This window comes from Bartonella sp. AA168HLJHH (assembly GCF_042197365.1).
Lineage (GTDB): Bacteria > Pseudomonadota > Alphaproteobacteria > Rhizobiales > Rhizobiaceae > Bartonella.
In genome coordinates this window covers 1-12,538 of sequence record NZ_JBHIRS010000024.1, presented here as the reverse complement: position 1 = coordinate 12,538, position 12,538 = coordinate 1, and the positions used below count along the sequence as shown (strand labels likewise).

At 41.1% G+C, this 12,538-nt stretch carries 19 protein-coding genes and 2 pseudogenes; 13 read left to right on the top strand and 8 right to left on the bottom strand.

Features of this window, described 5'->3' with window-relative positions; genetic code table 11:
* Positions 1-130: 130 nt before the first annotated feature.
* Positions 131-439 carry a HigA family addiction module antitoxin gene (locus ACFINM_RS08680; RefSeq protein ID WP_375641102.1) on the top strand — a complete coding sequence of 103 codons (309 nt, stop codon included), beginning with the start codon at positions 131-133 and terminating at the stop codon, positions 437-439.
* 9 nt (positions 440-448) lie between these two features.
* Here ACFINM_RS08680 and ACFINM_RS08675 read toward each other — a convergent pair whose 3' ends face one another.
* The 3 genes from ACFINM_RS08675 to ACFINM_RS08665 all read right to left on the bottom strand — a co-directional run bounded on the left by ACFINM_RS08675 (position 449) and on the right by ACFINM_RS08665 (position 1,724).
* Positions 449-835 carry a hypothetical protein gene (locus tag ACFINM_RS08675; protein ID WP_375641101.1) on the bottom strand — a complete coding sequence of 129 codons (387 nt, stop codon included), beginning with the start codon at positions 833-835 and terminating at the stop codon, positions 449-451.
* A complete protein-coding gene (locus ACFINM_RS08670) occupies positions 828-1,079 on the bottom strand; it encodes a type II toxin-antitoxin system Phd/YefM family antitoxin (RefSeq protein WP_375641100.1) in 252 nt (83 codons plus the stop codon). The genes ACFINM_RS08675 and ACFINM_RS08670 overlap by 8 nt, the downstream gene beginning before the upstream one ends.
* 123 nt (positions 1,080-1,202) lie before the next feature.
* On the bottom strand, positions 1,203-1,724 hold the full coding sequence (locus tag ACFINM_RS08665) for a Rha family transcriptional regulator (protein WP_375641099.1): 522 nt from the start codon (positions 1,722-1,724) through the stop codon (positions 1,203-1,205).
* 473 nt (positions 1,725-2,197) lie between these two features.
* On the opposite strand from ACFINM_RS08665, the gene ACFINM_RS08660 reads away from it, so the two are divergent.
* The 8 genes from ACFINM_RS08660 to ACFINM_RS08625 are packed head-to-tail and all read left to right on the top strand — an operon-like array spanning position 2,198 to position 8,523.
* A complete protein-coding gene (locus ACFINM_RS08660) occupies positions 2,198-3,409 on the top strand; it encodes a phage tail sheath subtilisin-like domain-containing protein (RefSeq protein ID WP_375641098.1) in 1,212 nt (403 codons plus the stop codon).
* On the top strand, positions 3,409-3,915 hold the full coding sequence (locus ACFINM_RS08655; protein WP_375641097.1) for a phage major tail tube protein: 507 nt from the start codon (positions 3,409-3,411) through the stop codon (positions 3,913-3,915). Before ACFINM_RS08660 ends, ACFINM_RS08655 begins: the two co-directional genes overlap by 1 nt.
* 2 nt (positions 3,916-3,917) lie before the next feature.
* Positions 3,918-4,205 (top strand): phage tail assembly protein, encoded by a 288-nt coding sequence (locus tag ACFINM_RS08650; RefSeq protein WP_375641096.1) that lies wholly within the window; start codon positions 3,918-3,920, stop codon positions 4,203-4,205.
* Between the two features lie 38 nt (positions 4,206-4,243).
* Positions 4,244-4,315 carry a GpE family phage tail protein gene (locus ACFINM_RS08645; protein ID WP_375621809.1) on the top strand — a complete coding sequence of 24 codons (72 nt, stop codon included), beginning with the start codon at positions 4,244-4,246 and terminating at the stop codon, positions 4,313-4,315.
* Positions 4,312-6,612 carry a phage tail protein gene (locus ACFINM_RS08640; protein ID WP_375641095.1) on the top strand — a complete coding sequence of 767 codons (2,301 nt, stop codon included), beginning with the start codon at positions 4,312-4,314 and terminating at the stop codon, positions 6,610-6,612. Before ACFINM_RS08645 ends, ACFINM_RS08640 begins: the two co-directional genes overlap by 4 nt.
* A 5-nt stretch (positions 6,613-6,617) precedes the next feature.
* Positions 6,618-6,998: a phage tail protein gene (locus ACFINM_RS08635; protein WP_375641094.1), complete on the top strand. Its 381-nt coding sequence runs from the start codon at positions 6,618-6,620 to the stop codon at positions 6,996-6,998.
* The gene (locus ACFINM_RS08630) at positions 6,995-7,219 is read left to right on the top strand and encodes a tail protein X (protein WP_375641093.1); all 225 of its coding nucleotides are present in this window, start codon (positions 6,995-6,997) and stop codon (positions 7,217-7,219) included. The genes ACFINM_RS08635 and ACFINM_RS08630 overlap by 4 nt, the downstream gene beginning before the upstream one ends.
* Positions 7,216-8,523, top strand: a complete 1,308-nt coding sequence (locus ACFINM_RS08625; protein WP_375641092.1) for a late control protein — start codon at positions 7,216-7,218, stop codon at positions 8,521-8,523. The genes ACFINM_RS08630 and ACFINM_RS08625 overlap by 4 nt, the downstream gene beginning before the upstream one ends.
* Before the next feature lie 84 nt (positions 8,524-8,607).
* Here the strand turns inward: ACFINM_RS08625 and ACFINM_RS08620 are convergent, their stop codons facing one another.
* Both ACFINM_RS08620 and ACFINM_RS08615 read right to left on the bottom strand, forming a co-directional pair.
* A complete protein-coding gene (locus ACFINM_RS08620) occupies positions 8,608-8,928 on the bottom strand; it encodes an addiction module antidote protein (RefSeq protein WP_273783426.1) in 321 nt (106 codons plus the stop codon).
* Entirely contained in the window at positions 8,915-9,217 is a 303-nt protein-coding gene (locus tag ACFINM_RS08615; RefSeq protein ID WP_212113015.1) for a type II toxin-antitoxin system RelE/ParE family toxin, read from the bottom strand. Before ACFINM_RS08615 ends, ACFINM_RS08620 begins: the two co-directional genes overlap by 14 nt.
* 161 nt (positions 9,218-9,378) lie before the next feature.
* Here ACFINM_RS08615 and ACFINM_RS08610 point away from each other — a divergent pair, with 161 nt between their 5' ends.
* From ACFINM_RS08610 to ACFINM_RS08595, 4 genes are read left to right on the top strand one after another with little or no spacing between them, the layout of a single operon-like run.
* Entirely contained in the window at positions 9,379-10,041 is a 663-nt protein-coding gene (locus tag ACFINM_RS08610) for a lysozyme (protein WP_375641091.1), read from the top strand.
* On the top strand, positions 10,038-10,265 hold the full coding sequence (locus tag ACFINM_RS08605) for a hypothetical protein (protein ID WP_375630023.1): 228 nt from the start codon (positions 10,038-10,040) through the stop codon (positions 10,263-10,265). Before ACFINM_RS08610 ends, ACFINM_RS08605 begins: the two co-directional genes overlap by 4 nt.
* A complete protein-coding gene (locus tag ACFINM_RS08600; protein WP_375630024.1) occupies positions 10,198-10,401 on the top strand; it encodes a hypothetical protein in 204 nt (67 codons plus the stop codon). The genes ACFINM_RS08605 and ACFINM_RS08600 overlap by 68 nt, the downstream gene beginning before the upstream one ends.
* A complete protein-coding gene (locus tag ACFINM_RS08595; RefSeq protein WP_375641090.1) occupies positions 10,394-10,606 on the top strand; it encodes a hypothetical protein in 213 nt (70 codons plus the stop codon). The genes ACFINM_RS08600 and ACFINM_RS08595 overlap by 8 nt, the downstream gene beginning before the upstream one ends.
* Positions 10,607-10,782: 176 nt before the next feature.
* Here the strand turns inward: ACFINM_RS08595 and ACFINM_RS08590 are convergent, their stop codons facing one another.
* From ACFINM_RS08590 to ACFINM_RS08580, 3 genes and pseudogenes are all read right to left on the bottom strand, one after another.
* A complete protein-coding gene (locus ACFINM_RS08590) occupies positions 10,783-11,934 on the bottom strand; it encodes a tyrosine-type recombinase/integrase (RefSeq protein ID WP_375641089.1) in 1,152 nt (383 codons plus the stop codon).
* Positions 11,935-12,104: 170 nt separating this feature from the next.
* A pseudogene (locus tag ACFINM_RS08585) lies at positions 12,105-12,287 on the bottom strand (filamentous hemagglutinin); the annotation flags it as partial.
* A 66-nt stretch (positions 12,288-12,353) separates the two neighbouring features.
* Positions 12,354-12,538 (bottom strand): annotated as a pseudogene (locus ACFINM_RS08580) (hypothetical protein); the annotation flags it as partial.

Here is a 12,538-nt window from a genome sequence, read left to right as displayed (position 1 = left end):
AGCTTTTTGACTGACAGTGTCAGTCTTATGGAGCATGGTGATGGTTGTTATTCTCTCTTCATTGATTTGGAGAGCAAGAGGAAAATAGAATTTAAACTTCGTATTCACTTTATTAAGAAAGGATACAGTTATGGATGACATTCCTGCACAAAGAGATAAAAACCGCTGTCCTACTCATCCAGGAGAAGTTTTAGCAGATATTATTCCAGCAACAGGCAAAACAAAATCAGAAATTGCGCAGATGCTTGGTATATCACGTCAACATCTCTATGATATTCTAAATGCCGAAAAGCCTATATCTCCTTCTCTTTCGGCTTGTCTTGGCAAAATGTTTGGGAATGGAGCTGCCATATGGTTACGCATGCAAGCCAATTATGATGCGTGGCATGCTGAACGTGAAACAGATGTTAGCAAAATTCCAACACTCCACGCTGTTTAATTGTATCACTCAGTCTCTAGAGACTTTTCCAAGTGGTTTTATTGCTTTAACTTCTTTAATTTTAAGTGCAATTTTACGCACGAAAGCGAGGCTAAAACGCCCTTGTGGTTTTAAATCTTCAAAGTCAAACAAAGATTCGCAAGGAACAACATTAAATTCATCAACACGCACCCAAGATTGCTTTTGCAACCCCGCACGTCTACATTCTATCTCAGGTACTTTTAAGCTATATTGTAAATTAATAGGCTCTTGAGAAGTGATAGGAAACAAAAAGAAATGGCTTTCAGTTTTAACCATAACACAGGAAGGACGCGCTTTACGTCCTGAATGTTCACCTTTTTGCGCTTGTTCGTGCCATAAATAATAATATTGAACAACATCCCCCGCTTTAAACATGTTCATCACTATTCAAAATGTCATCTAAACCACGATCTAAATCATCTAATATATTTTGCGGTGCATCTGCGTAAACAAAAGATTGTGCGCAAGAACGCGCTTTTATTAATTCATGATATAAATCAACAGGAAGCATAATGATTTTTTCACGCCCTCGCTTTGTTAAAGCTACAGGTGTAGACATAGCCTCGTCTAAAATATCGCCAGCACCACGGTTTACATCTGTAAAACTATATTTTTTCATATGCACATCCTATCTTTAATGTATCATACATATTATACGTATAATACGTATTATGTAAAGATATTTTACGGCATTAACCACCTCCCCGCCTAAAAGACGAGGAGATAAAATTATATTGTAGGTCTAAGCTACTTTTGCAATCGGATTTGCTAAAACCCGCTTAGCTTCTTCAACAAGCGTTTTGTAATGTTTGCTCTCTTCTGCTAATGTAAAGGCTTTCACAAGATGCATGTGAAGCGGTCCATAAATGTAAACAGCTTTTTCAGTAGCTCCCATCTCATCCCAGTTGCTTGGAAAATCAAAACGTGTATCACGGTCATTATCAATTAACTGGTTTTTTAAATCATAGAAAGCTTTAACGAGTGCTTTTTTGAATGCACGCACCGTATCATTGTTACGCATATAGGTCATGAGTAGAGTGGCTTGTGGTTCATTGAGAATAGCAACTTCTCTCTTTTGACCACCTTTACCGTCTCTTTTACTCACTTGGATTTCAAATCCAAGTGAACCAAACTCTTCAAAATCCTTACGATTATTGCGTACTAACTGTATAACTGTTTTATGCGTATTACCCACACCCTCTGCAATTTTTAAAGAAGTTGTAACAGCAATACCAGCATTGTTGATCGTCACTAAATTGTTCATGATGAACTCCTAATGGTTTTAATGTCTCTATTGACACCCCCAAGGGTGCCGGGCGTTAGAAACACGGCCATTAGTCCGTCGCTATGTCTTCCCTTCGTGAGAAGGTATTGTATAGCATAGCTACACCCGACAAAATCGTTATATGCCAATAATAGCATAAAAGACAATCAGTATTTTAAATGCATGGGAGAGATCTTACGTGACCTATCCGCTAATGGTTTAGTGTTTCTAGCACTTGTGATTCGATTAACATGAGGGTTTATTAGTGTCAATATGCTTTTAAAAAATTATTTCACATATTGTTGTTTTCAAAGGATCGCATTTGAAATGCTACCCTTTACTATTCACTCGCATTTGAAATGCGAGTGAACCAAAATCCTTATGATTTGCTGTTTTAAAGGGTGCGATTTCAAATCCAACCCTCATTTTTCCCATTCATTTTCATTCACCCCTCATTTAAAGGAGCATAAAGTATGGCAACAGGTTTTCTACACGGTGTTGAAGTTGACGAGGTCGACGACGGCACCCGACCTCTTCGCGCGGTTCAATCTGCAGTTATCGGAATTGTTGGCACAGCACCCGATGCCGATGACCGAGCATTCCCTCTCAACACACCGGTTTTGGTAGCAGGCTCTCTTTCACAAGCTGCAAAACTCGATAGAACAGGCAAACGACGCGGCACTTTACCCAATGCCCTTGATCTTATTTTTAAACAAGTAGGAGCAATTGTCGTTGTCGTACGCGTGAACGAGGGTGACAACGAAAATGCAACACTCACCAATATTCTGGGTGGTGTAAACGCAAATGGTGCTTATGAAGGTGTTCATGCTTTCATTGGAGCACAATCCATTGTAGGACAAACACCACGCATTCTGATTGCGCCAGGCTTTACACATCAACGCCCTTCCAGTGTGAATATTGAAGAGAATGGAACTGGTGCAACTGCCAACCCCGTAGCAGCAGAATTGATTGGCATTGCCGAGCGTTTGCGTGCGATTGTGGTGCTTGATGCACCAAATAGCACAGATGAAGCAGCCCTTAGCACAGCAAAAGATTTTGATTCAAAACGCGCCATTCTTATTGATCCATTTGTAAAGGTGAATCGTGATGGAAAAACTATAGAACAGCCATCAAGTGCAGCGGTTGCTGGTGTCATTGCTAAAACTGATTTTACACATGGTTTTTGGCATTCTCCTTCAAACAAAGTGATAAATGGCATTGTTGGAACTGCGCGCCCCATTGATTTTTCCATTGGGGACAGATCCAGCCGCGCCAACCTTCTTAACGAACAAAACATCACAACAATTATCCGCGAAAACGGTTATCGTCTTTGGGGTAATCGCACCCTTTCAAGTGATACAAAGTTTGCTTTCTTATCGGTGGTGAGAACCGCAGATATGATTAATGACGCCATTTTGCGCGGGCATCTATGGGCTGTCGACCGCAATATCAAAAAGACCTACATGAATGATGTCAGTGAAAGCGTCAATGCCTATTTGCGTGATTTGAAAGCACAAGGCGCCATTCTTGGTGGACGCTGTACACCTGATCTAGAGCTTAACACAGCAAGCGCCATTGAAGGCGGCAGAGTCTATTTCAATGTCGAATTTACCCCCACAACACCCGCAGAACACATCACGTTCCGTTCACAAATCATCAATGATTACCTAGAGGAGATTTTTTAATGGCTATCCCCGTTTTACCAAGAGTTTTGAAATATTTTAACATTTTTGTCGACGGCATTCCCTATCAAGCAAAATGTGAAAGCGTAACATTACCGAATTTGAGTTTGGTTGTTGAAAGTTATCGTGGTGGAGGCATGGATAGCTCTATTGAAGTTGACCTTGGTCTTGAAACCCTCACACTTAGCATGACCATTTCTGATTGCTCTCCAGAATTGATGGCACTGTTGGGGCGCACGGATGTCGATATCTCATTACGAAGTTCAATGCAAGCGCAAGGCACACCAGCAGAAGGTGTTGTCATGACCATGAGAGGACTATGCAAAGGCTTTGAAATGGCAGAATGGCAACCGGGCAGCAAAGCAACTTCTACAGCAACATTCACATTGCAATATTTCAAATATGTCCAGAAGGACGTTGAAATCGTTGAGATAGATGTCCTCAACTTGGTGAGAAAATTCAATGGCGTCAATCAACTCGCAGACCATAAAAACAATATAGGATTATAAAAATGACCGTCCAAACAAGCATTACACATAAATTATTGATACCCATTGCCTTTGAAGGAAAAGAGCACACCACAATTACCTTACGGCGCCCCAAAACAAAAGATTTGCAAGCAATCGACAAAAAAGAAGGCGTAGAGCAAACAATTGCTATGATCGCACGTCTTTCTGAATGGCCGCATGAGGCTATCAGCGAACTCGACATCAATGATTTGTCAAGCATTGGAGAGATTTTGGAGTCTTTTATCAAACGGCGGGATACCTCGACTGGGAAACCGCCGCTAAACTCATAGCCGATATTGCCATTGTGTTCCATTGGTCCCTTTCAGACATGATGGAAATGGAACTACAAGAACTCATATTCTGGCGAAAACAAGCAGCAGAAAGGTGTAAAACAAAATGAGTGAAAAAGTTGCTGATGCAAAGGTGAAATTGTCTCTTGAAGATAAACTCACCGCGCCTCTTAAACGTGTACAAAAGAAATTCGATACATTGTCAAAAACACTCTCACATAGTTTGGGTATTCCCCGCTTTTCTGCTGCTGTCAAAAACATGACAAAAAGCCTTCATGGCGTTCAAAGTGCTCTTGGAGTGGCGGCAAGTCGTGCTTCAGTCTTTACTGGTGTCTTAGGACTTGCTGGTGGGGGTCTTGTGGCAAGTGTGACCGCCCTCACCATGAAAACCATGCATCTGGGCGATAGTCTTTATCACGCATCACACCATTTAAATATGAGTGTTGCATCACTTCAATTATGGGGTGATGCAGCCGATAATTCAGGCACTTCTGCCGAACTTTTTCAACAATCCTTAGCGGTTTTAAATAGGCGTTCAGCACAAGCATATGCCGGACAAAAAAGAGGCATGATGGGCTTTGAAGCACTTGGCATTTCTGTCAAAAACACTTCTGGAAAACTCAAATCCACTTCTGTCTTGTTAGAAGAAATTACCGACAAGATGAGTAAGATGAAAAGCCAAGCACAAAGACAGCATATTGCCGCTCTGCTGTTTGGGGGCGATGGTAAAGAAATGGCGACCATGCTTGCACAAGGCATGGCACCCATTAAAGAGCTGTTTGCAAAGGCGCGGAAAGGAAAATGGCTGATAGGTGCCGATGTCGCACGCTATGCCGCAGATTTGAGTGACAAGCTTGGTGCTTTTAAGAAAAAAATAGGCGGTATCGCGAGCTTTATTGGCGCCCGTTTTATGCCCGTGATCAATGATATGGTTGACGGTTTTTCAAAGTTGATTGATGAAAACCGTGACCTCATCCAAACAACCGTTGCGAGCTGGGCGAAAACCTTAAGAAAAGTCTTTAATGATTTGCTTAATCCTACCTCTGATTTAAGAAAAGGCATCAGTGATCTCACAGAGAGGATTAAAGGCTGGTTCCAATGGCTAGAACCTCTGATTGGTGAAATAACCCTTTTCAAGGTGGGGCTTGTAGCTCTTGGTTCATTCATTTTTGGTCCACTCATTGCCGCATTAGCCGCAGCGGGAGCAGCGTTTGTCACACTTGGCTATACTATAATGACAACGCCCATAGGATGGCTAATTGGCGGCATCGCAGCTCTTGTAGGCGCTGGATATTTGCTCTACAAAAATTGGGACAAAATCAATGGCTGGCTACTTACATCACTAACCATAGTAAGCGCAGTTTTTATCAGGCTTGCTTTCGCTCTTTCAGGACCAGTGCTTTCAGCCTTCACTTCTGTTGGTTCTAAAATTACCGATCTGGCTGTAAAACTTGGAAAATCCCTGCTCTCAAAAATAATCACAGCAGATAAAGCTTTTATTAGATTTTCCGCAACTCTGGGAAGATCACTGCTTTCAGCATTAGCCTCAGCTGCTTCCGCAGTTGCCAGTCTTGCTTTAACTCTTGTAGGTACACTGATTTCGGCAATAACTGCCGTTAGTTCTGCTTTTATATCGCTTGGTGTTGCTATCATGACCACACCTATTGGCTGGATAATTGGCGGCATTGCAGCTCTTGTTGCTGCTGGATATCTGCTCTACAAACATTGGGATACAGTCATAAGCTTTATAAGCAAGCTATGGGATTCTTTTTACAGCTTATGTAGTAATGTTTTCAATAACCTCTTGACGTTCTTTAAAAACTTTTCACCACTTTCTTGGATTTCGAAAAAAATCAATGAACTCATTGAATGGCTGTTTGGTGTCGATTTAATGGAAATAGGCTCCAATCTTATTAATGGGCTTTGGGAGGGCATCAAAAGCAAATGGGATGATCTGTATAACGGTTTTGGCAATATGATGAAGAAATTAACCAGTTGGATGCCTAATTGGGTGAAAGAAAAGTTAGGGTTTAATGTTTCAATAGACAAGACTTCAACGCAGACCATTAAAACCTTTACCGAAGAAACCAATACACAGGCAAAAAGAATGCTGGATACAGCAGTGGTTACAAATACCCCACCTGAAAAACGCAAGAGTGGTTTTAATGCAGGCATAGTCGAAACAGGACAAATGCAGGCTACAAATGCAAAAGTGGGTGCCTTTAAAGCTCCCAAGCCCATTACCGTTCATAAGCCGATAGAAGTAGATGCCCGTGTGATGATTTCAAATTTAAATATTTCCGTCCCCAATGGTCTTAAAGATGAAATCAGAGACGCTGTCAATCAAGCACTTGAACGCTATGCAAAACAGCAACGTTTAGCCATAGCCTCTAGCCTTTCGGATTAAATACCATGATGTTAGCTTTGGGTGGTTTTATTTTTTCGATTGAAACAGCAGCTTATCAAACACTTGATATGTCTTATGGGGTTCCATGGGTAGAGCAAGGACGATTGGGGAGCAAAGCAGCTCTTCAATTGCCTGCCGTTGCAAATGCGGAATTTTCTTTAACTGGTGTGATTTATCCAGATTTCAAAGGTGGTCACAGACAGCTCGAATATTTACGGCAAATGGCACATGAAGGACCTCACATTCTTGTGACTGGTCAAGGCAAAATCTTAGGTAAGTTTGTCATTCTTTCTGTAGAGGAAAAACAAAGCATTTTTCATCATAATGGCATCCCCAAAAAACAAGAATTTACAATAAAGTTGAGAGAATATGGTGAAGACCTATGAGTGATCTTTATATGACCAAAGATGGTGATATGGTTGATGCCATTTGCTGGAGATACTATGCAAAGGGTCAACAAGCCCTTGCTGTTGAACGCGTCTATGCAGCGAATTTGGGGCTTGCAGACTATGGACCCATTTTAAAAGCAGGCATCACGATACTCTTACCAACCCTCCCCTATCCGAAAGCCACACCAGTAATCAGAATTTGGGGTAGCAAATCATGAAACCTTTTTGCATGGTTCTGGCAAATGGAGAGGACATCACAAGAATGCTGATGGACTATGTTTTATCGATTGAAATTACCGATGAAGCAGAAGACAAAAGTAACCGCATCACTATAGAGCTTGATGACCGCGCCCGTGACAGTGATAACGGCTTTCTCGATATTCCTCTCATCGGAACAATCATTTCTGTCACACTTGGCTATGAAGGGGGCAAAAATCGCGATATGGGAGCCTATCTGATTGATGAAATCTCTGTAAGCAGCCCACCACAAAGCTTAAGCGTGACAGGACGCGCCGCATCAATGAACACGTCTTATAGAACACCCAAAAGCCAATCTTACCACCAACAAACCCTTGGTAGTATTGTTCAAGAGATAGCAGAGCGCAATGGCTATACACCAAAAGTTGACCCTGCTCTTGCTAAAATTGTTGTGCGTCACATTGATCAAACAGCTGAAAGCGATATGGCTTTTGCCGCACGCCTTGCAGGAGGATATGATGCGGTAGCAAAACCCGTTGATGGCAAGCTTGTTTTGGCTAAACGGGGGGAAGGCAAAGCCATCACCGGTGAAACACTCCCCGTTATTATTATCCATGAAAAACTCTGTACCTCTTGGGATTTTAAATACAGTGCGCGTGATGAAGCAGGAGCAGCAAACGGCTTAGCAACAGATGCAGGAGATGATCAAAAAGCCGCCGCTGATGCACGAGAGCCAGAGGAAATTGAAGAAGGCGAAGATGTTATCCATATGGATGAAAGTGACGCCCCCAATTTGCCTAAAGTAGAGACAGCAGCAGAAACACCTGAAAATCAAGAGCAAGAAGAAGAGAAAAAAGGCGGTGTTATCGCAAACTATCATGACATCCGCACTGGTGAAAAAAAAGAAGTCAAAGTTGGTAACGCACCGTTTCATGAACTCAAATATACCTACCACAATCAATCAGAAGCTGTTGCAGCCATTGCGGCTTATCGCAATAAATCATCTCGTGGGAAATCTTCTTTCTCATGTGATATTGGTGGTGATCCCTTTGTACAAGCAGAAGCAAAGCTTGTTCAGGAGCCCCCTTTCCGCCCCTATATTCCAGCAGAATGGCGCATCAAAAGTGTTAAGCACAAACTTGATAAAACGGGTGGTTACACTACAAAAATAGATTGCGAGCTTTTTGATGAAGCCCAAGAAAACACAGCTGGAAACGTTGCAAACACCACACCAGACAAAGATGATACCCTTGACCCAAACGCCCCACCTAACGCATGCGACGAAGGCGAAGGCGTCATCCATATGGACGAAGAGGATACATGATAGGTTATAAACCAGATGTAGAGCCCCTCATTTAAAAGATTGCTTAAATACCTCCCTTCCCCATCTTTAAAGGTGGGGAGGTAGTCAAGATGCTTCTTCTAAAGCTGCTTGTTCCTTACAATTATTTTGGATAGGCGTTAAGCTAATCTGCAAATTTAAAGCACTCAAAACACTGAGAAAAGTAGAAAGCCGTGGGTCGCCTTTATCACTTAAAGAACGATAAAGAGACTCTCTTGATAGCCCTGTATTTTGGGCGATTTTACTCATTCCTTGGTTTTTCGCTATTATACCAAGAGCATGGGCAAGATACTTACTATCTTTGCTTTCAAGAGCATCTTCTAAAAGAATCCTTTGTGTCTCAGGTGTCTTGAAATATTCACTTGTGTCAAATTTAGTAATTTCCATGTTTCATTTCCTTTACTAATTGAAGAGCTTTTTCGATATCTTTTTGTTGTGTAGATTTATCACCCGCATTTAATAACAAAATGATTTGTTTACCTTGTTTTACAAAATAGATTCTATAGCCAGGACCATGATGTATTTTTAACTCTCCAATTCCACGGAAAAATTTTACATTTCCAAGAAATCCCGTTTCTATTCTTGCTATCCGTTTAACAATATGCGCTTGCGCAATCTCATCTTTTAAAGAATCTAGCCATTTTATAAAATGCTCTGTTTTGTATACTGTAAACATTTGTAACTTATAAGATACAATTATTACAATGTCAAATACATTCTTTTGTTCCAATGAAAAAGCGACATGAAGCTTAACCAAGCTATCTTTCCGAATGAGAAAGATGTCAATTTTTTTAATCCAGCTCTGCTTTTTGCGGAGCTTTTTTTATGGAGAAGCATATGCGAAAAATATCATCAGAAGGACTTGCACTTATCAAACAATGGGAAGGTTTGCGTTTAAACGCCTATAAAGATGCCATTGGGGTGTGGACAATAGGTTATGGACATACAAACAATGCTGGAAAACCTTTTGTTCATAAAGGCATGGCAATCACTGAAAAGCAAGCAGAAGAACTTCTTTGCCAAGACTTAAGACAATTTGAAAATGCTGTTGAACGCGCTGTTACAGTTTCATTAACAGATGAACAATTCGCGGCTTTAGTCTCCTTTTGCTATAATGTAGGAACAACAGCCTTTTGTAACTCGACACTGTTAAAAAAGCTCAATCAAGGTGAATATGAAGCTGTCCCTGCAGAGCTACAGAAATGGACCAAAGCAGGCGGAAAGCGTCTTGAAGGTCTCGCACACCGGCGTGCAGCAGAAGCAGGCTTATGGGCGAAAGGTGCTTTTGTTTCCTCTAACTACCAAACCGTAGAAACGCAAGCACCAACGGGACTTTTTAAAGCTGAAGCTCTTGCACCAGTTATTGGTTCTTTTTCAGGGCTTGGAGGCTTATTAGCAGGCAATGGTCCAGTGCAATGGGCATTTGCTACCATTATGGTTTTAGCCGCATGTGCTGGCATTTTCTTTGTTGCTAAACGTTTTCAGGAACACCGTTTATGATCTTATGGATGAAAAGAAATCTGCTGTTAATAGGCGCGGCTCTAGCCGCTTTTTTTATGGCTTTGGCAAAAGCTTTTACCCTTGGAAAAAAGGCAGAACAGCAAAAGCAAACAGAAAAAACCTTAAAAGCAGCAACAACACGGCTGGAGGTGGAAAATGAAGTTAATCAGAAAAGTGATACTGATGTGCGTACTGCTCTCTCTCGTTGGTTGCGGGACAAATAAGTATGTCTCTTGTGTTGGTTGGTTGCCAATTTATTTAGAGAGGCAAGATGTTAACGTCATCAGTTCCAATTTAGCAAGAGATATCTTAAAGCATAACAAGCAGGGCGAACGTGTGTGTGGGTGGAAACATGGCTAAGAAAAAAACAAAAGACGATACAGAGCTTACAGAAGGAGAAAAAGAAATCCTTCAAGAAATTATCATGACCTACAAAAGTATAAAAGTGATGTCACGTTATACAAAATGGATTGTAATCATTATACTCTTATTAGCCCTTGATTTTTCACGTATTATGGATGCGTTTGTAAGTATTTTTACACAAAAACCAAATATCCGACTCTAAACATACTCTGAGACGCGCAAAATTCTTTAGAAAATGGTTTCTTAATTTTGCTCGTCTCATGGAGACTATCAATAATAGCTTTACACATTTAAAACTGTTATTTTCACAAAATTGGACATATCAAATTTCTCGTCAAAATAACTAAAAAAAACACTGCAGAGGTAATTGTAAAAATTCTATCCTGTTATAAATGAAGCCCACTGTTCCAAGAGAACATGTCGCTGTTCTAAAAAATCCGTTCGCATATAAGCTTTTGTCACTGAACTCCCAACTGAATGGGCAAGAACCGTTTCTGCAATCTCAAACGGTGTTGACGTTGTTTCTGCTATCCAATCCCGTAAGCTTGAACGAAAACCATGGGGACGATAAGTTAAGCCGCAAACTGTCATATATTTTGCCATGGTAGCATCAGAAATGGGGTTGCCTTTAAGACCAGAAAATAGAAAACCATTCTTTTCAAAGGGGAGAGTTTTTTCAATAACTCTCAAAGCTTCATCACTTAGTGGCACGCGAAAGTCTGAAACTTTCCCTACAATACCTTTCATATTTTCTTTGGGTATCGTCCATATATCTTTATCAATTTGTTCAAGGCGCAAATAGCGCAATGGATACGACCGTACTCCAGTCAAAATCAAGAGCTTCAGTGCTAAATTTGAAAGGATATTATCATCCAAGCTCTGATAAAATGCCGGAACTTCTTGCCATGGCATAGCAAGAATATTTGTTGGTGTAGCACGGGGTTTTCCTAAAAGAGCGCGTGCTTTCATACAAGCCTGTAGATCAACATCTAAACCAAGAGCCGCAGCATATTTCAAGCAAATATTGATACGGTTAAGTGCTTTTCGCGCTGTGTCTGCTTTTTCATGCCAAAGGGGTGCGAGAACATTGCGAATGATATTGGCTGTTAATTTTTCTATAGGTAAATTACCTATATGTGGAATCACGTGCAACTCTAGTGGAGAAAACCAGCGGCCGTTTTTACCTTCATTTTTCAACTCTGCTTTTTTGCTTTCAAAAGCCGCTTTTGCAATTTCTTGAAAAATATTGCTTTGCTGTTTTAAAATAGTCTGTTCTCGAAAGACAATAGGATCATTGCCTTCTTTAAGAATATCACTATAATATCTTGTAAGCTCACGCGCTTCTTTTAAAGAGAGTTTCGTAACAGGACCAAGTCCCATTTCACGGCGCTTATTGTGGTGCGTATAGCGAAAAAACCAAGAGCGTGTATTGTCTTTTCGAACATTCAACCATAGCCCTGCCCCATCACAATATTTACCCTGCGGAGACGTCTTTACGAATGATGCTGATAACCGATGAATCGCCCTCACTTAACGCCCCCTCTCGTCCACCTTTTTTGGCCCACCTTTTAGACCACCTTTATTTTCTGATTTGAGATTTTTTCTTTAATACTTACTTTTTTATTGAATCATAAAAAGCTATAGACATCAATACGCCCTTACACATCTTTATATACTTTGAATCTTGTTGCTAAGCCCCTGCTTGCCGCGTCTGGGCACACAACAAAATAAAGCGGTTCATTTTTATCCTTCGCATGTTGAATCGCATAAACAGCGGCTTCCTCTGGTGGAGTAAAGATGCCATTAAAGGACACATGCACCTTGCCATCAGCACCCTCTTGTAAATGCTGCTTTTCTTCATCCGTTAAATAATGTGCGTGAGGAAACAATCGCGCCATTCCAAGCGAAGGCAAGGATGGCAGATTGTTGATCATCACAAATAGCAAGACTTAAGGATAGCATTCATATTGTTCTGGATGCTTTTTACAAAACGGGCTGTTTAAGCGCTTCTTGACACTGCGCTGTGGTATGACAGCACCTGGACGACAAATCGGAAGGTTTTCGGCTTTATGGTTTACACACCACCCCCCCCTTTCATCTTTATAGCGGAATCCTGATTGAACCATACAAGCAT